General features: G+C 68.0%; 12 protein-coding genes. 5 read left to right on the top strand and 7 right to left on the bottom strand.

The genetic code is table 11. The features are described 5' to 3' along the window. The first annotated feature begins 7 nt into the window (after nt 1–7). From ABZX37_RS08065 to ABZX37_RS08055, 3 genes are read left to right on the top strand one after another with little or no spacing between them, the layout of a single operon-like run. Entirely contained in the window at nt 8–3,292 is a 3,285-nt protein-coding gene (locus ABZX37_RS08065; RefSeq protein ID WP_354737169.1) for a right-handed parallel beta-helix repeat-containing protein, read from the top strand. A gap of 16 nt (nt 3,293–3,308) precedes the next feature. Next, nucleotides 3,309–3,707, top strand: coding sequence for a YbaB/EbfC family nucleoid-associated protein (locus tag ABZX37_RS08060; RefSeq protein ID WP_354737168.1), 399 nt, complete (start codon nt 3,309–3,311; stop codon nt 3,705–3,707). Then, nucleotides 3,704–4,483: a hypothetical protein gene (locus ABZX37_RS08055; protein WP_354737166.1), complete on the top strand. Its 780-nt coding sequence runs from the start codon at nt 3,704–3,706 to the stop codon at nt 4,481–4,483. The genes ABZX37_RS08060 and ABZX37_RS08055 overlap by 4 nt, the downstream gene beginning before the upstream one ends. Here ABZX37_RS08055 and ABZX37_RS08050 read toward each other — a convergent pair. The 4 genes from ABZX37_RS08050 to ABZX37_RS08035 form a co-directional block, all read right to left on the bottom strand. After that, the gene (locus ABZX37_RS08050; RefSeq protein WP_354737164.1) at nt 4,447–5,352 is read right to left on the bottom strand and encodes a hypothetical protein; all 906 of its coding nucleotides are present in this window, start codon (nt 5,350–5,352) and stop codon (nt 4,447–4,449) included. The genes ABZX37_RS08055 and ABZX37_RS08050 overlap by 37 nt on opposite strands. A 320-nt stretch (nt 5,353–5,672) precedes the next feature. Further along, the gene (locus tag ABZX37_RS08045; protein WP_354737162.1) at nt 5,673–6,557 is read right to left on the bottom strand and encodes a hypothetical protein; all 885 of its coding nucleotides are present in this window, start codon (nt 6,555–6,557) and stop codon (nt 5,673–5,675) included. 420 nt (nt 6,558–6,977) lie between these two features. Beyond that, nucleotides 6,978–7,292, bottom strand: a complete 315-nt coding sequence (locus tag ABZX37_RS08040; protein ID WP_354737160.1) for a hypothetical protein — start codon at nt 7,290–7,292, stop codon at nt 6,978–6,980. 93 nt (nt 7,293–7,385) lie between these two features. Further along, the gene (locus ABZX37_RS08035; protein ID WP_354737158.1) at nt 7,386–7,739 is read right to left on the bottom strand and encodes a hypothetical protein; all 354 of its coding nucleotides are present in this window, start codon (nt 7,737–7,739) and stop codon (nt 7,386–7,388) included. A 271-nt stretch (nt 7,740–8,010) separates the two neighbouring features. Between ABZX37_RS08035 and ABZX37_RS08030 the strand changes: the two genes are divergently transcribed. Together ABZX37_RS08030 and ABZX37_RS08025 are read left to right on the top strand one after the other, a co-directional pair. After that, the gene (locus ABZX37_RS08030; protein WP_354737156.1) at nt 8,011–18,945 is read left to right on the top strand and encodes a TcdA/TcdB catalytic glycosyltransferase domain-containing protein; all 10,935 of its coding nucleotides are present in this window, start codon (nt 8,011–8,013) and stop codon (nt 18,943–18,945) included. Between the two features lie 43 nt (nt 18,946–18,988). Beyond that, nucleotides 18,989–19,510: a type VII secretion system-associated protein gene (locus ABZX37_RS08025; protein ID WP_354737154.1), complete on the top strand. Its 522-nt coding sequence runs from the start codon at nt 18,989–18,991 to the stop codon at nt 19,508–19,510. Here the strand turns inward: ABZX37_RS08025 and ABZX37_RS08020 are convergent. From ABZX37_RS08020 to ABZX37_RS08010, 3 genes are read right to left on the bottom strand one after another with little or no spacing between them, the layout of a single operon-like run. After that, the gene (locus ABZX37_RS08020; RefSeq protein WP_354737152.1) at nt 19,500–20,639 is read right to left on the bottom strand and encodes an alpha/beta hydrolase; all 1,140 of its coding nucleotides are present in this window, start codon (nt 20,637–20,639) and stop codon (nt 19,500–19,502) included. The two genes, ABZX37_RS08025 and ABZX37_RS08020, sit on opposite strands and share 11 nt — an antisense overlap. An 18-nt stretch (nt 20,640–20,657) precedes the next feature. Continuing rightward, the gene (locus ABZX37_RS08015) at nt 20,658–21,701 is read right to left on the bottom strand and encodes an alcohol dehydrogenase catalytic domain-containing protein (protein WP_354737151.1); all 1,044 of its coding nucleotides are present in this window, start codon (nt 21,699–21,701) and stop codon (nt 20,658–20,660) included. Further along, the gene (locus ABZX37_RS08010) at nt 21,698–22,912 is read right to left on the bottom strand and encodes an MFS transporter (RefSeq protein ID WP_354737149.1); all 1,215 of its coding nucleotides are present in this window, start codon (nt 22,910–22,912) and stop codon (nt 21,698–21,700) included. The genes ABZX37_RS08015 and ABZX37_RS08010 overlap by 4 nt, the downstream gene beginning before the upstream one ends. Nucleotides 22,913–22,918: the final 6 nt, after the last annotated feature.

Here is a 22,918-nt window from a genome sequence, read left to right as displayed (position 1 = left end):
GGAGACGATGAACCGACAGCTGCTCGTGGTCGGCGGCGACCGGCCGGGTGCGTTCGGAACCATCGGCGCGGCGCTGGCGCAGGCGCAGCCGGGGGCGACGATCAGCGTCCACCCGGGACGGTACGAGGAGAACCTCGTGGTGAACCGGATGGTGTCGCTGGTGGCCGAACAAGGCGCGGGCACCGTGGAAATCGCGGCGAGCACCGGAAGCGTGCTCGTCGCGAACGCCGAAGCGGTGCAGTTGAGCGGATTCATCCTGACCGGTGCCGACGACCAACTGGTCACTGTGGACGTTGTCCGCGGCGAGGCGGCGCTGGACGGCTGCCGGCTGTCCGGGAATTCGTGGGCGACTTTGCTGGCCCGCCTGGAGGGTTCGCTCGCACTGCGCGGATGCACGGTGACCAGCACCGGCGGCGCCGGGGTCGTGATCGCCTCGCCGGTGCAATCGGCCATTGAGGACACTGAGATCGTCGATGCCGCGTCGTCCGGCGTGGTCGTGGCCGAGACCGGTTCGGTGCTGCTGCGCCGTTGCGCGGTGCGGGGCGCGGCGGGCAACGGGGTGTGCGTCAACGGCGAAGCGGTCGCGATTGTCGAGCAGTGCGAGATCGTCGGCGCGCAGAAACCGGCGATGGTCGTGGAACAGCAGGGGCGCGCGACCATCACTGGGCTGACCGTGCGGGACAGTGCGAACGTCGACCTGTACGTCACCAGCAAGGGCCGAGTTTCCGTGGCGTCGTCGCAGTTCCGGTCGGCGCCGATGCAGGCCGCGCACATCGCCGCGTCCGCCGAACCGCTGCTGCGCGAGTGTGTGTTCGCCGGGGCTGGCACGAACGCGGTGCAGGCCACCGGAACCGCCGCGCCGCAGTTCGTGGACTGCACCTTCGAGGGTTCACCGGTCACGATCCTGGTCGACGACCAGGCGCGGCCGCGGTTCGAACGCGCCACCGTTCGGGGTTCTACGCACACCGCGATGTCGGTCAGCGCGGATTCCGCCGTGACCGTCGGCGGGCTGCGGATGACGCCGGACAGCGGCGTCGGGATCGTCCTCTCCGGACAGTCCACCTTGGACCTTGCCGACGCCTCCATCGACACTGGCCGGGAAGCCGGGGTGCAGGTCACCGAGGACGCCCGTCTGACGGTGACCGACATTCGGGTCGACTCGACGGCGGACAAGGCGGTCTCGTTCGCTGGCGGCGCGCCGTCCTCGGCGAAGTCGGTGCAGGTGCGCGGCGGCGGCCTGCACATTTCCGGAACCGCGGAAATCTCCTTGCAGGACTGCGAGGTCATCGACTCCACAGTGGACGGGATCACCGTCGCCGCGGGCTCGGCGCTGACCGCTTCCCGCTGCCGGGTGCGCAATGCGCGAGGCAACGGCGTGTACGTCGGCGCTCAGGCGTCGTTCACCGAATGCGAGGTCCTCGGTGCGGGCGAGGACGGCTTCCACGTGGAAACCACCGAACCGGTCAGCATCCGGGACTGCGTGGTCAACGACGCCTCCGGCGAACTCGTGAGCGGCGAACACGCGGACGTCGACAACCTGCTCACCGATTCCGCACGCCCGCTCGAAGTGCTGGCCGGTCCGGCCAGCGACGTCGCGGAGCAGACCGTGAGCGAGGCCGCTGGCGAGGTGCTCGAAGGCCCGCTGGGCGACCTGGAGGCGCTGGTCGGGCTGGCCGGGGTGAAGAAGGAGGTCACCGGCCTGATCAACCTGATCAAGATGTCGCAGATGCGCGAGCGGATGGGCCTGCCGATGCCGCCGATGTCGCGGCACCTGGTGTTCGCGGGCCCGCCCGGCACGGGCAAGACGACCGTCGCCCGGCTGTACGGCACGGTGCTCGCCGAACTGGGCATCCTGTCGAAGGGGCACATGATCGAGGTGGCCCGCCAGGACCTGGTCGGCCAGTACATCGGGTCCACCGCGATCAAGACCACCGAGGTCGTGGAGAAGGCCGTCGGCGGGGTGCTGTTCATCGACGAGGCGTACACGCTGAGCGCGCCGACCGGCGGTTCCGGCCCGGACTTCGGGCAGGAAGCCATCGACGCGCTGATGAAGATCATGGAGGACCAGCGCGATTCGCTGGTGGTGATCGTCGCGGGCTATTCCGAGCAGATGGAGCAGTTCCTGCAGTCGAACCCCGGTCTCGCTTCGCGGTTCACGCGCACCATCGAATTCCCGAACTACAGCGTCGACGAACTGGTCACCATCACGACCGGCCTGACCCGCAAGCACTACTACGAAATGACCGACGACGCGCTGGCCGCGTTGCGCGAGTATTTCGAGCGGGTGCCGAAGAACTCGACGTTCGGCAACGGTCGCGTCGCGCGCAAGCTGTTCGAGGCGATGGTGAACAACCAGGCGTCGCGGCTGGCGCTGTACCCGCCGTCCAAAGACATCGAGCTGAACCGCCTCACCGCCGACGACCTGCAAGCCGAGCTGACGCAACTGCCTTCCGCGGCCAAGTCTTCCGTTTCGGTCACCGCCGACCCCGCCGCCGCGGTCAAAACCAGCGCGGGCTGGAAACGCCTCAGCGGACTGGTCGGCCAGAACTCGGTACGAGAGAACGCCGAACGACTGCTGCTCAAACTCGGCCGCCTCACCCACGAACGGCAACCGCTGGGCCACCAAGCGAACCTGGTGATCAGCGGCAAACGCGGCACCGGACGCTCCGAGTACGCTCAGTTATACGCGCAAATCCTCTCGGAATTCGGCATGACTCCCACGGGACAACTGGTTCACCGCAACCTCGCCGAAGAACTGTCACCGCAATGGCCGGGCCAAGCCGAACACCTGGTCCGCGCCGCGGTGGAAGACGCGTCCGGCGGCACCCTGGTCGTCGACCTGGACGGCGACTGGGACACCTCGCAGCACACCCCCGGCATCGAAGCCCTGGAAGCACTGTCCGAAATGGTCTCCCGACGCCCCGCCGACCCGGTCGTGGTGTTCACCGGCGAAAGCGACCGCGTCGGCGAACTGCTCGCCCAACTGCCCACCCTGCGCGACGCCTTCCCGTACGGCTGGCAACTCGCCGAGTACACAGTGGACGAACTAGCCGAAATCGCGGTCCGCTTGCTGGTCCGACGCGGCCACGAGGTCCCCGACGACGTCCGGGACGCACTCGCCCACGAACTCTCCGCAGCCTCCGACCACACCGCGCACGCCGCGCACGAACTCGCCCGCACCCTCTCGGCCGCCGCCGCGTCCCGCACGCTAGCCGCCGCCGACCTGCGCGGCATCCGCCCGCCCGACACCGGCGCCATGGCCCTCGGCCCCGGCCTGGCCTCGGTCGGCTGACCCCGGGAGGAAACCGATGACTTCGCACCACGAAAAGATGCTCGAAGACGCGATGGCCGCCTATCAGCACCAACGCGACCACTTCGACCAAGCGCGCCAGGACATCGAAACCGCCACCAGCACCGTCACTTCCGCCCGCCGCGAGGTGACCGCGACCGTCGGCCGTACCGGCGAATTGACCGAACTTTCCTTCCCCACCAGCGCCTACAAACGCATGGCACCCGCGGAACTCGCTTCAGTGATCGTGCACACCATCTCCGCCGCCCGCCAGAAATCCGTCGCCGCGGCCGCGGAATTGATGGCCCCCATGCTTCCGCCAGGCATCTCGGCCCAGGACCTGATGAGCGGAAAAGTGGACGTCAACGCCCTGTTCTCGGCGCGAGTGCCGGGATTCGACGAAGGGAATCTGTCATGACAGACCAGTTTTTCGTCGACGCCGACGGCCTGGACGGCGGCCGCGACGGCTTCGACGGCAAGAGCGCCGAACTGCGCACGCTCGCCCAGCTGGTGCAAAGCCTGGCGAACCCCAGCCGGATCCAGGACGCGGCCGGAAACGACAAGAACGGCAACGAGTTCTCGAAGACGCACATCCAGTCGGCGGGCGAGATCTACAACGGCATCAATGCCTGGGCGCTGGCGGTGGAAGCGACGCGCGACGCGATCGGCGACATGGCGACGTCGTTCCGCGAGGCCGACCAGGGTGCCTATGACGGTTCCAACGCTCTGTTCAAGAATTTCACCGACCTCAACCACAAGGTCCGCAAAGCTGACCCTGGCTCCGAGGCACCGCCGACTGAGTACCAGCGCGGCGTGCGAATCCAAGGCAAACTGCTCGGCAAGGAAGAGGGCTGGACCGCAGCAAAGAGCGTCCGGGCGCGAATCCCTGACCGGGGCGAGGAACCGCTGCCGTCGAAACCAGGCGAGGAACCTCAGCAGTTGAGGCGTCTGGCGGTTGAACGCCCGGTTCAGGAAAAGGTCGTGACCCCGCTGCAGCCGACCGAGTCGACCGTCTTCGTCCGCTCGGAAAAGCCAGTTCACGCGGTCGAAGACAAGATGGAAACCCCCGAGGGCGAAGTCACCCCCTTGGAGCCCGCCGAGCGCTGGCTGCCCGCGGCGGAAGGCACGGGTTGGGCCCCGACGAAGTCGATCCCCGCTCAGCCCGCGATCACCCCGGAAGAACCCATTTCCTGATTTGCCGTTCCGCGTAAGGAGGTGCCCCCGCGATGAGCCTCATGGTGGACCCCAGCCTGAACTGGGTGTTCTACATCATCGCGGGTGACGCCTGGCCGCAGGGCGACGAGGACAAAGCGCGCGAACTGGCCGCCGAATGGGACCAAGTCGCGCAGCAGATCTCCGCCGCGGGAACCGGTTTCAGCCAACTGGCGGAACAGGTCGTCTCCAACGTCGGCGGAGACGTGGCGACCAACTTCGCCGACTACGCCAACAAACTCAGCACCATGGGCGCCGGTTTCTCCTACCGAGCCCAGCAACAAGCCGCCGCTCTGCGCGAATACGCCCTGAACGTCGAAAACGCCAAATACGGCATTCTCATTTCGATCGCGGTCACCGCCGCGGACCTGATCTGGGCGATGACCAACCCGTTCACCGCACCGCTGATCCCAGGAATCTGGGCAGCCGGCCGGACCGCGGTGATGCAGATCGAACGCTCCCTGATGTCGCGGTTGATGAGCCTGCTGTCGAGGGTCGCGCGAGAGGCCGCGCAGGAAGCCGCGGAAGAAGCGGCCGAGGAGATGCTGGCCGAGTTCATCCAGATCGCGCAGGGCAACCGGGATGGCTTCGACTGGAAACAAATCGGCCAAAACGCAGCCCTGGGAGCCATCGGAGGCGCGTTCGCCGCGGGCGCGCACAGCGGCCTCGGCAAGTGGGGCCACAACGTCTTCGGCGCAGCAGGCGTAGAAGCGGCCACCGAGGTGGTAGTCGGCCTGGCCGGCGCCGGACTCTTCGGCGGAGACCTGGACAGCCTGGGCTGGGGAGCCCTCAACGGCGGGCTCAGCGGCGCCGCCACCCACGGCGCCCACCACGCCGGGCAGAACCTGCACGACAAACTCAACGGCGGCGGCAAGGACGGCGGTCAGCAGAAGGGCCCGAACGATCCCGGCGGGGCCGACGGGACCGGGAACATCAAGGTGGGCCCGGTCAACGGCCCCACCCCGCCTGCCAACTCCGGCGGCTCGGGTGGCTTCGGTGGCCCGGGTGGCCCAGGCGGCTCCAACGGATCTGGTGGCTCCGGCGGTCCCGGTGGCTCAGGTAGCGCTGGCCCAGGCGGCTCGAACGGCACCGGCGGTTCGGGCAACAACACCCCCCACGGCGAAGGCCAGAACAACGCCCACTCGCCGAACACCAACTCCACCACAACGAATCAGCCTCCGGCGAGCAACCCCACCGCCAACAACCAGACCCCGCCGAACAACTCCACCGGCAACCCCACCTCGGCAGGCGGTCCGAACTCCACCACCGGCGGTGCCTCCACCGGCAACTCCCCTTCAACCGGCGGCCCCAACTCCACCGCCGGCCCCAACTCTGCGAGCGGCCAGAACTCGTCCAGCGGCCCCAACCCTTCAGGCGTCGCTAACTCCGCAAACGGCTCGCACTCGACGAGCGACAGCACTTCAACCGGCAACCCCCCTTCGACGCACAGTTCAACCTCCCCAAGCAACTCCCACCCAACTGGTGACAACACCTCCCCTGGCCCCAACACCACCGGCAACTCGACTTCAACGAGCAACCCGGACTCGGCAGCCAGCTCCCCCAGCGGCTCACAGTCAACCGGCAACCCGAGCTCCACAGGCAACTCCGGCTCAGCGAACGGCTCCCCGGGCACCTCGCATTCAGCCGACAACGCCACCTCCCCAGGCCCTAACTCCACCGGAAGCCAGGACCCGGCGAACGGTTCCCACTCCGCGACCAACCCGAACGCCCCCAGCGGCAACGACGCAACCCACGTCTCCAACCCCACTGGCACCAACGCTCCCCAGAACGGCTCGGCCAGCAATCCCGACCAGAGCCCCCACTCGCCCAGCAGCAACACGAACCCCGCTGGCGGCACCGACTCGCCCGGCACCGCCAACCACAGCACCCCCGCCACCAGCTCGAACCCGCCCGGAACCAGCACCGAGAACCAGGGCGGCACCACCAGCCCGACCGGCAACCAGAACTCCAACCCCCCGGCCGCCACCCCCAGCCCGAGCGGCAACTCCAGCACGAACAGCCCCCAGAGCCCCGGCCCCAGCGCTACGAACAGCAATCAGGGCAACAGCCCGAGCTCCGCCTCCACCACCCACCCGGGGACGAACACCAACCCCGGAACCAACACCAACCCAGCTCCCGGCACGAACCCCAGCCCAGCCGCCCCGACCAACCACGGCGGACACGACACCGATCACCACGCCGCCCCGCCCCCGTCCACACCGGACTCGGTCAAAACCGGCACCCCCACTCCGCCGCCGGACACCGCCGGAACCCCGACACCGTCAACGTCGGACGCCGCCAAAACCGGAAACCCAGCCAACTCCACCGGCACGAACGGCCAGGCCCTTCCTCCCGCTGGCAACCACCCCTCCGCCAACGGCACCCCCACGCCCACCCCACAGCACGACACCGGCCTCCCCGGCTTCGGCGGCAACCGGAGCGCGGACACCGCCCCGCACTCCACCACCGACCCCAGTCAGGCGAACCACTCCCCGACCCCGACGGCTCGCCCCGGTCTGGAGACCACCGCAACCCCGTCCACCCACACCAACCCGGCCCCCGCGACGAACATCAACGTCTCTTCGAACCCGTCGCCCGGCCCGAACGTCACCACCGCCCCGAGCCCGGCCGCCAACCGCGCCCCGGGGACGAACTCCTCCCCCGACTCCGTCCGCACCCCGAACCCCAACACAGGTTCGAACAGCACCAGCCCCAACACCTCCGCCAACCCGACCGCCACCGCGGACCCCAAGCCGGTCCCGCCGCCGACGTCGACCAGTGTCAAAGGCATCGATTCGACCCCGAGCCCCGACCCGAAGACCGCCGTCGACGGCCCGAACCCCACAGCGCAGCCCGCCTCGCACTCCCCCGCCCCGAGTCCCCTTCAGAGTTCCGCTGCCGATCCCAGCCAGACGACGGCCAGTCCGAGTCCGCACCAATCCATCAGTCCGAACCCGAGCACCGCTCCGAGCCCGGACCGCCCTGCCAACCCGAATCCCTCGGACAACCCGAGTCCTGCCCCGTCACCGAACCCCGGTCGAAGCACTGCCCCCTCGCCGGATCCGGCCACCAGCGCGAAGCCCGCCCCAACTGGGGAGCCGACCTCGGGCGACACCACCCCCAAGCCATCCAAAAACGGGCCGTCCCCCGCTTCGGCGAAGCCGATCAGCACCAAGCCCACCCCTGCCCCGCGCTCCCGCGACAACACCGCCCCCCACACCCCGGTCGCCGCGCCCACAAAGCCAAACCCCTCGAGCCGTAACCTGGACACGCCAGTCGCGGCACCCAAGAAACCAACCTCCGCGACGAACCGCGACCTCCACACTCCCGTTGCCGCGCCCAAGAAGCCGAGCCCTTCAGGCCGCAACCTCCACACGCCAGTCGCCGCCCCGAAGAAGCCGACCCCGGCCGCCGCCACCGGGCCTGGGCCCAATGTCGGCAAGCATCCCCCGGTCACCGGCGGCAAGGGCGACTTCGCTCAGCACCACAAGAACTTCAAGTTCACCGTCGTGCACGAAACCGGGATCATCGGCGACCTCGGCACCCGCACCGAGGACAACCAGAACAGCATCGGCGTCGTGGCCACCGTCGCCGCGACTCCGGACGACAATCTTCAGGCCATCGCGGAGAAATACTCCACCGGGTTCACCGGCAACTCCGCCGACGGACGTTTCGGCCTGGTCATCGGCATCAACGGCACGCCAGGATCAGAACAAGCGATCAACCACAAGATCCAGCAATTCCAGAATACCTGGGACAACCGCTTCCCAGTAGCGATCATCGGGTTCACCTGGAAACACCCGAGCAACCCGGTCATCGACCAGAAGACCATCCCCTACGGGGGCATCCGCGAGACGATCGCCCGGAACCCGATCACCGAGAAGCTCACCGAGCAGATCCGCGAAGCCGGTGGCACCAACGAGGTCTACCTGCACACCGGCGACGCCGACGTCCATTCCCTCACCACCCGCAACGGGCCGCTGTTCGACGCGGTCAACACTGCGGTCCAGCAGAATCCCGAAGGGCCACCGGAGTTGATCAGCGGTGGTTATCACGTTCGACCCGAGGACGGGGATCTCGCCAATCACGCCGCGCAGTTGGATCTTGACGTCCGGCAGGCGCTGGCCGGAGTCGATTCCCGAGCGGTGTATTTCCCGGAGCCGAACACGTTTGTCCGGATGCCGGGAAACAAGCTCGAGAACGATGTCACGTTCGGCACCAAGAACCCGAACACCGGAAACTTTGATTACGGAGCCAAGGAAGGCCAGGGGCTCAGCGATTCGGTGTTGTCGCAGCGCAACCCGAGTTGGCAATACAGCGACCATCCGACGGCGATCGCGAAATTCTCCGCGAATCTCGCCGTTCAGACCGACGGGACGCGCATCGCGGGCAAGGTCGGCACCGACCCGAACGGCATCACCGCGCTGGCCCAGAGTCACGCCAACGAGACCAGGTGGTCCGACCAGATCGGCCATTACCTGGGCAATCACACGACTCTCGACCCGAATCTGGCGAAGATCGCCGCGAAAGCCGCGTTCCACGGGATCACGCCGAGCGGGCACACCCCCACCAGGCCGGAGGTGTTCTCCGACGTCGTCGCGAATCTGCCCAAGAACGAGCGCACTTCGCTGGTCAAGGGCATGAAGGAGAACGTCGAGGACGGCAAGAAGCTCGCCGATCTGACGCTCGCGACGCGCCAAGCCCTCGTCGACAACCTCAGTGGCAACCGTCCGGCGAATACACAGACCCCTGCTGCCGCGCCGAAAAACCATGGGCAGGCGACGGAAGCACCGAAGCCGAATCCGAAGACCCTGCCGGGACCGAAGGACTGGAAGGGACGCCGCGACACCGCTCCGGTCACGCGATTTTCCTCGGAACGATTCGATCCGATCAAGAAGATCGCCGAGCAGTTCACCGGAAACCGCGCGGGGCTCAGGGGCGGGCAGCTCGCCGGCGCGATGGCGCACATCCGGTTCGACGTCCGCCGGTTCGAGATCGCGCCGGGGCAGTGGGTGCGCGAGCACACCATCCCGATCGACTTGACCTCGCATTCGGGCTCGGTTTCGCCTGAGCAGCGGGAACAGTTCGTCCAGCAGCTGAGAGACCACCTCGACGACTGGGTCAATCAGAGCACCCGGCTGCCCGGCGGCGACCAGGTGCACGTCCGTCTCGACGTCCGCGTCGCCGACGACATCCACCCGGACGACACCGGCTGGCAGGCCGACCCCGGCCGCCGGATCCCGGTGAACCTGCACGATTCCACTGTGGACCCGGACACCCCGGAGACGAACCAGCTCAACTGGGACGTGCACGACTCGGCCTTCGGCGTCACGCACGAGCTGATGCATTTCCTCGGCCTCGGCGACGGCTACAAAAACGATGAGATGCTCTTCAACCGCGGCGACCAGCCCGGCGTGATGGGACCGGACGCGTGGCACGATTCGCGGCTCAACCAGGGCAATCTCGACCAGCTCGAAAGCGTCTCGAACACCGCGAACATCCGCGACCACCACCTCGGCGACGCCCCCGCGCCGAAGCCGCTGCCGCACTCCGAGAGCCCCCGGACAGAGCCTGAGCCGGACAGCAAGCCGAACCTCCACACGCCGATCAAAGCGCCGCACGAAACCAGCACGGATCAGCCGCCGCGGCAGGACGAAGCCGTGCTGGTCGCGGACGAGCAAACCGAGGAACCACCCGACACCCGCCCCCTCGCGGACCGGCTGCCCGAGTTCGTCCGCGACGGCAAGGCGCTCGGCTCCGTGGTCCCGGTCGACGTCCGCGGCGCGAAGGACGTCGGCACCAGCATCGAGAACCTGATCCACCGCCTGAACCCGAACCAGCAGAACCCGCCGCCGGCGCACGGCATCGACGCGATCACCGATTCCCTCTCCGGCCCCGAGTTCGAGTCCTTTATGGGCGATGGCCGCAAGTCGATGGTCCGGGTCGGCGAGAAGTGGTACGAGGTGCACGTCACCGCGGAGCCGGACTTCAGCGCGGTCAACGCCGACCAGATCACGAAACTGCCGCAGCCGACGATCGGCGACGTCAAGAACGAGGTCAAGACCACCCACGCGAGCCCGAACACCGACACCACCGCGAAGGTCGTCGGCAGCTCCTACTTCGCGATGTTCCCGGCCGGACCGTACGCGTCCGTCGGCGGCACCGCGCAGCTCGCCAGCCCGTCCGCGGAGCACACCGGCACCACGACCGGCACCGAGCAACGCGTGATCCGCACGGCGGGCGACATGCAACGCGCCGACGCCCCGGTGACCTACCGGATCACGGTGCGCACCGAAACCGGCGGCCTGGTCGGTTCCACAGTGGACGGCCACGTTGGCCTGGTTCTCTCCACTGACCTGGCCAACCTGAAGCAGGAACCGACTGTCGGGCCCGCCGAGCCAAAACCCGACTGGGCCAAGAAGATCGAATTCCTCTCGCCGGAGGCGGTCGATTTCGACGAGAACGCCCTATTCGATCAGGTAAGCAAGAACCTCCATCCCTCGGTGACGAAATTCGGCGCCCCGGGCCGCACCTCGCTGCGGGAGTTCCTCAGCCGCGGCGGGGTGCGCAGCATGCTCGGCACCGCGATGCAGGGCAACCCGGTGGTATCAAACGACCTGCTCAGCCCGCATGGTGCCCACCGCGAAGCCGTGCAGCTCGCGGTGCGGCCTACGAACGTCGAATACCTCGGCACGATTCCCGGCGACAGCGAACTGCGGTTCAACGATTCCGCGGTGAACGGCGGCAGCACCACCGTCTCCTCCAAGTCCGGCGGAGAGGTCAACGCGATCTTCGGCGGCGGGTCCTATGTGCCCGGTACGGTCGGTGGCGTTGGCGGCGTCAGCGGCAGCTACTCCCGGAAGGTCAACCAACAGTCCACAAGCGGCACCAGCTTCACCAACAAGTCCACAGTGAACGCGAAGGGCGACATCGGCCTGTACAAGGTCACTGTCGACCTCGATGTCACCACCTCGAACGGCGAGAAGACCACCGTCAAGGCCACTTCGTACACGCGGATGGGCTTGCCCGAGGCGAAAGCCCAGGGACTGCCGGTCCCGAAGAACACCCCGGCGAAGTTCAAGGACGTCGGCGCGCGCTACGAACCGCCGTATCTCGCGGCGGCCGTCGCGGCGGGCACGGCTCGGCCCGGATCGTTCGAGCCGGCGACCCGCGTCCAGCCGCAGATCGAGAACGCACTGCGGAATCTGCCCGGAGCGGACAAGTTCCTGCCGCGCTGGGACCAGTTCCAGAGCGACAAACAAGGCTCAAGCCGGGACATCGCGGACCGGTTCGCGAATCTGCGCAAGATCACGTCCACGTTCTCGGTCGCGTCGCTCCGGGGCAAAATGGACAGTCTGTTCACCCAAGGCGTTTCCGCGCACATGAAGCGGCGGGGGCTGTTCACCGACGAGTACATCAACGTCACGGTCAAGGCGAAGCCCGGGCCTGGTCGTCATCTCGGACAGGCGGACGGCCGGTCGATCAAGAACAGCAACGAAACGAGCCCGTCGCTCACCAGCGCGACCACCACCGAACGAGGCTGGTCGGTCGGCGTCGAAGGCCGGGTCATCATTCCCGGCGCCACGACGGTCGCGAACCTCGGCATCAGCCCGACCGTCACCCCGCTGCAATACTCGGACAACCGGACGTGGAAGAACTCCGGCGGCCCGACGGTGACCACGGCGACCGGCAAGGGCGGCAGCCCGAATTCGCAGGTGTTCGACCACGACATCGAGTTCGAGGTCGAGATCACCAGCTACACCCGCAACCGGCCGTGGGTGCGGCGGCTGACGCCAGGGTCGCCGTTCCGGGTCACGCCGAAGGTGTCCACAGTGGCCAAGACCGGCGACCCGGACCTGCCGCCGATCTCCGGCAAAGTCGACATGTGGATCAACGACGGCGCCGCGCTGACCAAGGACCCGTCCGAGTTCAAGCCGGGCAAGCCGGGTGTCGTCTCGATGAGCCGGAACGAAACCCCGAGCATCGACGACCTGCTGACCCAGCAGCAAAACCAGACGACGCCGAAGTTCCTGCACGTGGAGGCGTTCGCCAATACCGAAGCGCTGCGGGACGAGGCGTTGCGCCAGCTTCAGCGCGCCGCCGGCGGTGACGCGGTGCTCGGCCTGTCCGGCAGCGAAGCACGTGCCCGCGTGGACCGGATGTTCTCGCCGGAAAACTTCCGCGGTCTCACGCCGAAGCTGCTGAAGCAGGGCGGGACGGCGAACGGATTCCGCTACGAACGCCGGGTGGCCGACCGGGTCGGCGGCCTGGGCATGGGCCTCTCGCTGAGCAATCCGAAACTCGTCGCGGTGTCCGAAACGGGCGGCGGCGACCGGACGTACTCCGGCGGTTCGAAGGCCAGTTACGAGGGCACGCACAAACAATCCGTCGAGGCCAACGTCCAGCTTGGCCTCACCGTGCGACCGACCGGCACCGACACCCACGGCCAAGGCCAGTTCTTCGGCACCGCGAAGTGGAGCCCGTGGCAGCGCAGCTCCGGATCGTCGCATGAGATCACCGCGAGCGTCGACCACACCAACCGGTCCTCTTCGGACAGTCGCACGGTGCTCGTCCAGTACGACACCAAGGTCCGGCTGATCGCGGAAAGCCGCCAGGAAGGACTGGTCAACGGGTCGATTTCGCGGGCGGGCGCGGACGTCCGGCTGCCGGGTTCGGTCTTCGTGGCGATGACCGAGGACGAGGCTCGCGCGGAAGGATTGCTGCCGCCGGTCGAGCCGCGCACCCCGGCGCCGGGCAAGCTTTCGGCCCCGCCGCTGGTCGGCGGCAAGTCCAGCTCGCTCGGCTCGGCGGTGCTGGAGGACGCTCCCAACCTGTCGAAGCTGGTGCAGGACGCCCGGCAGCAGCTCGGCAAACTCGGCGACAAACTGCTGCCGAAATCGGTGCTGGACGATTCGATGAACAACCTCCAGCGGACGCTCGACACCGCCTCCCCGGAGGCAGTCACGTCTCTTGTGGACGGTGCGCTGGACGGCGGCGTGTCCTTGGTGGCACAAGACCCGGGCGTGCTCTGGACGGACAACTACCAGCTGCTGCTCAAAGCGAAGATCCTCGACACCCAGTTCCTCGACGTGAAACACGACGGCAGCGAGGTCGATCACGTCGTCAACTCGACCGTCACGGACAAAGAGAATTCCGGTCACGGTTCGTCCTACGGCGGGCAGATCCGCGGTGCCGGACGCGGCCTGTTCCAGGACAGCCAGCCCAAGGTCAGCGGCTACGACGGCGCGTACCTGGGAGCTTCCGGAACTCGCGCGAAGAGCGACCAGACCGTCGAGAACAAGGCCACGACCACGGCGCTGACCTCCTCCTCGAGCGGTCCGTCGGCGCGGTATCAGCACCAGTTCCAGTTCGAATTGGTCGTCGCCAGGGACGGGCACACTTACCCCGTCGCTTCCCAAGAGGCGACCGTGACCTCGCGGTCGTCCGCAGACGACCAGAAGATCTCCGCCGACGAGCAGTACCACACCAAGCTATACGGATCACGGACAACCGAACTCAACGCCACGGAGTCAACTTCGGACCGTCTCGCAGCGTGGCAGCAGGAAGGTTTCGGCCCCCTGCCGAAGTCTTCGACTGTCGAAGGACTCCGCGGTGCCGCGGACGTGCGCGCTGGCGCCCTCCGCGCTTTGCGACTGGCCGGTGCGGGCAACGGTCTCACCGGCCCCGGCACCGGTGCGCACAACACCCTCTCGTCCTCGATCACCAATGAAACGCTGCAAGCGCATCTCCCGAACATGGTCGGCAAACCGTTCGCGACTCCGGATTTGCATTCCTCCGCGGTGACCGGCAGCAGCCACGCCTCGGTGAAGGTCTACACCCGCGTGGTGAAACCGGATCTGGTCGGACTCAGCGATTCGGTGAAACTGGAGCGTTCGGACCAATCCGGGTCCACTTTCACCGGCGAGGCCAAGGAAACGGTCACCGGGGAGCAGCAAGGCAACATCGGCACTGGCGGGATCACCGACCCGGGCCGGAACACGCATGCCTGGGGCGGGCTTGATGTCCGAAGCCCGGTCGGCCAGAGCGATCCGACGTCCAGCACAGCTGCCGCACAACGGTCGGTGGTCGGCAAGGACAAGGGCCGGACCGGGCTGGTCGGGCTGGACGTCGAGTACCGGATCGTCGCGACGGTCGACGGCAAGACCGCGGCGGTCGAGGTGCGGGTGCCGCAGTCTTCGCGGGCGCGGATGAGCGAAACCGACCTGGAGCAGTCGCTCGGCCAGCCGTTGCCCGAAACGCTCGCTTCAGCGCAAGACACGGTGAAGAAGGCCGCTGAGGATTGGCGTACCGCGGAAGAGGAACTCGAAAAGGCACAGCGCGATTTCGATGATGCGTGGCTGTCCGAAAACGACAACGTGCGCACTACGACCGACGGTGCACGCGGGCTGAACCTTCCGGTCGACAACAACCCAGTGCAACAGATGCGGCAAGCGGTCCGGACGGCACAGAACGAGGCCCGCGACGTGGGCCAACGACTGCGGGCGGGCAACGACGAAATCGCCCGGCTCAACGAACTCGACGAACAGCTTCTCTCGCTGGCTCTAGGCGAGGAAACAGGCTCTGTCGCGCAAAGCGATCTGGTCGCGCGTGCCTGGGACACGCAACGGCAGACCCAGCAGATCCGCAATGAGCAAGCCGAACTGGTCCAGCAGCGGCAGGCAGCGCAGGACCGCGCCGCCGAAATCCTGGCCGTGCTGGACGAGTACCGCAACAACCACACGGACCACACCGCGCGGCAGGACGACGCGAACAACCGGATCCAGGAAGCCCGGGAGAAGGCCGACGAGGCCCTGCGGAAGTGGTGGCAGGCCAAGTCCGAAGTGGACAACCAGATCACCGCGCACGCATGGCCGCGTCCGCCGGAGAACACTCCCGAACAACACCGCGAAGGCACTGTCGAGGCGAACGACACAGTGTCCGGTTGGGACACTGACACCGACCGGCCCTACAGTTTCGATCCGGGCGAGATCCAGACGCGCACGATCACCGACAGCTCCGGCCGGGTTCGCGCGGTCTCGTTCCTTCCGGCGAACGAGCACACCGAAAGCGTCGAGCGAGACTGGGTAGCCACCAACTCCAGAACGGTCAGCACGCTTCCGGAAGGCGCGACGCCGGACAGGTTCGACCCGCTGCTGAAGCAGGCCAACAATACCGGTGCCACGCCGGAGCTCTCCGGACGCCGGTTCGGCGAATGGGCCGACCACACCGCGGCGCCTTGGGACGACGACTCCCTCTTCGTCTTCGCCCACGGCCGCGAGCAGTCAGTCAAGGTGACCCTGCTGGGCGGCCGGACGGTGCGAGTCGACGGCGATACGTTCGCCCGGATCGTGGCGCAGGCCGCTCCGCTGGCCCAATCCCATTCGGTCACGCTCATCGCGTGCAGCACCGGCCAGACTGACGGCCCGGGCGGGCTCGCCCACGATTTCCAGCGTGCGCTCGGCGAACTAGGCGGACCGTCCACAGTGCACGCGCCGACCAAACCCGCTTTGTTCGGCCGGGATTCGGCAACGCTCGGCAAGGCCATCGGCGCGACGCACGGCTTCACCGCTGTCACCGATGGCGGCCAGTTCCGCACCTTCGGCGATTCTCCGGCACAGTCCACAACGGACACGGCACCGCGCGCCGAAGAACACCGCTACTCCGCACCGGAAGATCTGGTCGCCGACCTGCGCCAGACCGCAGTCGACAACCCGCCGCCAGCGCCGCTGCTGGGGCCGGACCTGTTCGGCCTGTATCGTGCCCCTGAACCGCCGGAGTTCCTGCGCGGACACGACTTCCGCACCCTCACCGCCGGACAGGGCATCAGCTTCCTGGACCTGCTGGACCTCACCAAGGGTTACCAGCTGGGCAACGAACACCTGGACCCCGCGCACCTGGAAGACAATCGCGCGTGGACCCTCGAGAAGGAACGGCCAGACGACAAACTGGCGGCGTGGGCGCCCGGAGACGTCGAACCCCTCGCCAAGACCACCTCGACCCCGCTGCTCATGCACTCCATCTGGCTCGGCGGCCCATTGAAGGACGCTGGCACCATGCACACCTTCCGCCGGAACTTCGGCGACGCGGCGGACCGGCTCGGCGACGGCGTCGTCCCGATCCTGTGGACGGACGTGCCGCGCTGGCAAACCGAATTGGCGCTGACCACCGCGGCGCCGGAGGAAGGTCCGGATCCGCTGCACGACGTCCGGGATCTGCTGCGGTGGGCGGCGGAACACCGAGTCCAACTGATCAATGTGGACGAAGTGTTCACCGGCGAGCATCCGATGCGGACGCAGGAGTTCTACCTTTCCGAACTGGCCAAGCAGACCGGCCCGGGGTTCGCGGCGGCGAGCGACATCCTGCGGCTGGAGCTGATGCACCGGTTCGGCGGCCTCTACACCGACGGGGACAACGTCGTGCACGGTCTGGACGACGTCGTCCGTGCCGCCGAGTCCGACGCCGGTTACGCGGTGCACCGGGTCGGCGGGAACATCGCGAACTCGGCGTTCACCATGTCGAAAGGACATCCGTTCGCCGCGTCCTATTTGGACCAACTGCGCGAGAACTACGGGAAGACCCAGGCGAATCTGATGCCGCGCGAGGTCGACTCCCTCGGCCAGGGCTTCTTCGCGACGCCGATGGGCCGGGTGCACCGGCAGTCGGTGATGTACCGCTCGGGCCCGGTCGCGATGACCGAAACGGCCAGGCGGATCGGCCTGAACTCCGCGCTCGAACTGCCGGGCATGACGGAGATCCGGATGAACAGCGACCACAGCTGGCTCCTGCCGCCGCAGGGCGATCCGGCTCCGCTGTCGGACCGGTTCGAGACCCTGGAGTTGACGCAGCGCGTAATCCAGACGCTGGTGCGCGGCCTGCACAACCGGGACGGCGACCTGCATCTGACCGCTGTCGAGCCCGCGGTGCGTCGGCACGCCGAGCCAGATCTGGTGTGGCACGCGGCTTTGTCCTACCTCGCGGCCGACCCGAGACTGTCGTCCCTCGTCCGCACCGTCACGGACCGCAGCAGCTACACCGGCGAGGTGCACGACGTCCCGCTGCCGCCAGCTGCCCGCGCACTGCTGACCATCGACGACAGCCGCGTGCATTACCACCTGGGCGAGGTCCAGCGCGGTGCCACGATGCACGCCGCCGACGCCGTCCTCGTGGCGGATACCCCGCTGGAAAGCCTGCTCTCCCGTCTGCGTTCGACGGACGGCGCAGTCCCGCCGATCGAGGTCACCGGAACCGGACCGGACGGCCGAGCACACGCCACCGCCGCGGCCCGCGAACTGGCCGGTCAGCTCGCCGAAGCCCTGGGCGCCGACGTGCTGGACCGCGTCCCGGTGAAGATCCGAGTGTCCGAAGGGGACGGTCGCGTCCAGATTTCCCTCCCCGCTGTCGAGATGTCGACTGGCACGCCAAGGGTCTTCCTCGGACTGGACGACAGCCCGGCACCCGCAACGCCCCATGCTTGGACGCACAACGGCCGTACCGTCGGAGTGCATTACTCACCGTCCGATGTGTCCGTCCCTAATGGATCGTCCATCTTGACCACCGACGCGACAGCCGTCCGAAACTTCACCGAGCAGTTGCGCACCGACGGCACCGACCGTCCAGCCGACGCAGTCACCGTCCGCCCGTCGGCGGCCGCACACCCGACCACGGCCTACTTGCTCAACGGCACCTCTGAAACGGATCTGCTGCTCCAAGAGCTAGTGCGGACCGCTACGCACCGCTGGTGGTTCCGCCCGACCCCGCCAGCCGGGCCGATCGCGCTGAGCGACCAGGACGGCACCGCCAAACTGCTCGGCTGGGTCCTCGCGGAACTCGGCCGCGGCGAGTCGACGGCCTCGATCACCGAGACCGTCGCCCGGCACGAACGACCCGACCTGATCTGGACCGCCGCCCGCGAACTCGCCACGCTCCACCACGAACTGGCCGAGCAGCACGCAGTCCTGCACCTGCACGGCGTGACCGACACCTTGCTGGGCAAGCCGGACGCCGCCGAAGTCCTCTCTGACCTGGCCAAAGCGACCCGAGGCGGCGCTGACGTCACCCGCGTCGCCGAGGCTGTCGAGGTCCTGGACCGGCACGGCGCCCTGGACGCCGTCCTGAGCGCCCCCGGCGGCCGGGCCTTGCTGCTCGAAGAACTCGCCCGGCTCGCCGACCGTCCGAACCCCGACGGTTACGCCCGGGATCTGGCCACCGTCATCCAGAAACTGGCGGCGGAGGACCTGCCCGCGGACGCCTTCCGCACTGCGCTGCGGAATGCCCTCGACGGCCCGAGGACGCGACCGACCCTGCACCGGCTGAGCGTCGTCGGCCTGGGCTGGCTGGACCGTTGGCACACGGCCGCCGCCATCCGCCGGTACCAGGCGGAGGAACGCGCGGCGTCCGCCCGGCAAGCCGCTGACCTGGCCGAAGGAGTTCCCCGCCGTGAATGAGCCCAGGCCGGTAGATTCACCGGACGCGAAGGAGGTACCGGCGATGTCCGAGGACCAGTGGGTGCTGCTGGTCGACCCGGCGTGGCAACCGGCGTCGACGACCGACGGGACCGAGATTCCGAGCCCGCCGCCGCAGGCCGTGGTGGGCGGCTGGCTCGCGCGCGAGGACGGGTCCGTCAGCCGTTTCGAGCCCAACCCGTCCTACGAACCAGCGGCGGAAGACTCCCCGACCGACCCGCTGGACGCCGTGCTCCGCCTGACCGCCCGCGGCGAAGCCGACTTCGACCAGCTGGCCGCGGTCTTCCGCGAATCGGCTTTCGCGGTGGCCGTGGACACCGATGAGTCTCCGCTCGTCGCGCCCTCGCCGGACAACATCCCGTGCCTGCTCGTCACGACCGCCCCGGCACACCGCCGCCGAGCCCGCGCCGCCGGGTGGCGTCCCGCCGGGCCCGCGGATCTGGTCCGCCTGCTGGACAGTTACGACGACGTCGATCTGCTGCTCAACCCGGGTGCGCCGGGGTGCCTTCGGTTGCTGGCCGACAGCGTCCGCGAAATCATGGCCTGACCGGCATGAGCACCTCCGCGATCCAGTCCGCCATGAAGTCGGTGCCCAATGACATGTTGCCGATCTGGCAGTGCTGCTCCCCGCCCTCCTCCGCGGTGAAACGACGCAGTTCCCGGCGCGCACTGTTCACGCAGCCGTCGTAGGTGGACCACGCGTCGGAGACCGGGATCTGCTGGTCTTCCTCGCCGTGGGTGATCAGGATCGGCTGAGTGATCCGGTCGAGAATCCCGCGCAGGTGGAAGTCGCGCGTCGCCTCGACGCACTCCTCGAGCGAACTCGTCCCGAACACCCACATGAGATGTTCGAACAGATGCGGGACCGAAGGCTGACCGGCGCTTCCCGAGACGCGGTTGCGCAGCCGGGCGGCGAAGTCGTAGTTGGCGCCCCAGCACACGCCGAGTTTGAACCGCGGTTCGAAGGCGATCGCGCGGGCCGCGTGGTGCCCGCCGAGGCTCAGGGCCACCATTCCGATGCGCTCCGGGTCCACGTCGGGGCGGCTCTCGAGGTAGTCCACGCACGCGCCCGCCGGGATCTCCGCCTCGGCGAAGTTGTGCAGGCCGTGTTTGCGCAGGGCCTCCCCGACGCCGGGGTTGTCCACGAACAACACCGAGACTCCCCGACGGTTCAATGCTGAGCCGAAGCCGGTGAGGAACAGGAACTCCTTGATCCCGTCGAGACCGTTGAAGTGCACCACGGCCGGTGCGGCCGCATCGCTGGCGGGCACCCACAGCGCAGGCAGCACCGACCCCTGATACGGCACAGCGACCCGCTGACAGTTCACCTCGCCGAGTTCAAGATATTTCCGGAAGGTGGTCAGAAGGCGGTCGTATGTGTCGATCCGGGCGGGGTTGCCGTGTTCCGGCATCCGCTCGCCGGTGAGGTACATGATGGTGGCGCGGCGATACTTCTCCGCGGCGGAGTAACGCCGTCCCGCGCCCTCGTCCGCCTCGGCCGCGCGGACGAGCCGGTCGCCCGCCCCGGCCCAAGCCTCGAAGAACGCCTCCGCCAGGCCGGGCCCGGAGTCGCGGAGATCCCGGCACGCCCGGTCGATCTCGTCCAGGTTGGCGCCCATGTCCAAAGCCATGGACAGCGACAGGTTAGCCGGATAGTCCTTGAAGTACTGCAGCACAATGCTTTCCTCTCTGCTTCATGGCGCCACGAGAATCTTGCCGTCGACGGCACCGGAGGCCAGGGGTTCGAGGCCGCGCGCGACCAAGTCCGCCAGCGGGATCACCGAGTCCAGCAGCAGCGACTCCAACGTCCCTTCTGCCAGGATTTCGAGCGCTGGCACCAGATCCGTATCGCAGACATGGGCCACAGTGGACTCGACAGTGACTTCGCGCAGCGCCAGCGAGGCCAGGTCAATGGCCGGTTTCTCCTTGGGCAGTCCCACTGCCAGCACTCGCCCGCCGGCAGTCACCATTCGGAGCGCATTCTCGAATTGCCCGGGAGCACCGCTGGCTTCGATCACCACGTCGGCACCCCGGCCGCCGGTCCGTTCGAGGACTGCGTCGGCAATATCCGGGCCAGCGGGCAGCGTATGAGACGCACCGAGTTTCCCGGCTCGCTCCAGCTTGGCGCCCGGCAGGTCGATCACCGTGACCTCAGCCTGGCACAGGCGGGTGAGCCCGGCGAGCACGAACGTGCCGATCGCACCCGCACCGATGAGCACCACCGAATCCCCGTCCCGGACGCCTGCCCGGCGCGCCGCGTGCAGGCCGACCGCGAGCGGCTGTGCCATTCCAGCGGAATCGACGGACACTCCGGCGGGGACCGGCCGCAGCGTTTTCACTGGCACCGCGACGTATTCCGCCAAGCCGCCCGGTGCGTTCAAGCCGAGCGTGTAGTAGTTCCGGCAGACGTTCGTCCGGCCCGCGGCACAGCGGTCACACTGTCCACACCAGACTCCCGCACCGGAGGAAACCGAAGCCCCGGAAGGGAGACCGGGAACTCCGTCCACGACCTCGCCGACGAACTCATGTCCGGGAATCATCGGTCCGACGTGTCCGCTGGCCGGATGCGGCCGATGCAGCGGCACCATGACCGGCCCCTTCGCCCATTCCGTCGCGTCGGTTCCGCAGAGGCCGTTGCGCCGGACGGCGAGCAGCACTTCGCCGTCTTTCGGCTTCGGGATCGGCACCTGTTCGATCCGGACATCCCCTGGGCCGTGATAAACCGCCGCGCGCATCATGCCGCGGCTCCTCGGACGCGTTCGTTCGCAGGCGTCAGGGAGTCGGCGGAAGTGGTGCGTGGCAGGAAAAGCGTCGTGATCGCGGCGAGTGCGAAGAATCCCGCGCAGACGATCAGCCCGCCGCTGAATCCGATGGTCCCGGCGAGACCAGCCAGGGCGAACGGGGCGAAGGCGGAGATCCCGCGGCCGACGTTGAAGCAGAATCCCGCGCCGGTAGCTCGTGCCCGGGTGGGGAACAGTTCGCTGAGATAGGACCCGAAGAGGCCGAAGAACGCGGTGAACGCGCCGAAGACCGGGCCGAGCCACATCAAGGCAGACTGGTGGGTCACGAGTGCGTAGACGGGCAGGGTGACGGTGACCCCGACGAGGGTCAGCACGATCGTCCGGTGCCGGCCGACGCGGTCGGCGAGAAGCCCGAAACCGTTGTAGCCCAAGAACATGCCGAGGTTGAGGATGGTCACGAACACCGCGACCGACGGAGTGGGCAAGCCGCGTTCGACGGTCAGGTAGGTCGGCAGCCAGGTGGTCGCGCCCCAATACCCGGTCAGCGCGAGCGCGGCCATGAGGGTGCCCAGCAGAGTGGTGCGGCGCAGCGAACCGTTCAGCACGTGCGCCACCGTCACGGACCGGTCTGCGTGCGACTTTTGCTCGGCCCAGCTCTCCGACTCCGGGAAAAAGGCGAGGACGACCAGCACCGGGACGACGACCGCGGCCCCGGCGGCGAGGAACATCATCCGCCAGTTCGGCAGGAACGGCGCGGAAAGGACCGCGGCGATCGCCCCACCGGCGGGGAACGCGCTGATCACGAACGCGGCGGCCCGCCCGCGGCGGCGCGGCGGCCAGGTCTCGACCACGTAGGCGGACACGACGCTCCAGACCGCGCCGAGTCCGATGCCCGCGAGGAACCTGAGCACCAGGAACACGCTGAAGTTCGGCACGGCGGCGAGCGCCGCGGTGAACCCGCCGAACACCAGCAGGGAGGCGATCAGTGCTTTCTTCCGGCCGAAGTTGTCCGCCACGTAGCCGCCGGTGACGCTGCTGACGCCGATGCCGAGCAGGGTCGCGGTCGCGAGCAGTCCGGCTTGGGTGACCGAAAGCCCCAGGTCATGCCGGATCGCGGGCAGGGCGAGGGACAGCAGCACAATCTCCAGCGCGTCGAACAGGTAGGCGAGGAAACAGCCGCCCAGAACGATCCATCGGGAATTTCTCATCTTCGC

It is taken from the genome of Amycolatopsis sp. NPDC004079, assembly GCF_040610415.1.
Classification (GTDB): domain Bacteria; phylum Actinomycetota; class Actinomycetes; order Mycobacteriales; family Pseudonocardiaceae; genus Amycolatopsis; species Amycolatopsis halotolerans.
This window is presented reverse-complemented; position numbering and strand designations above follow the sequence as displayed.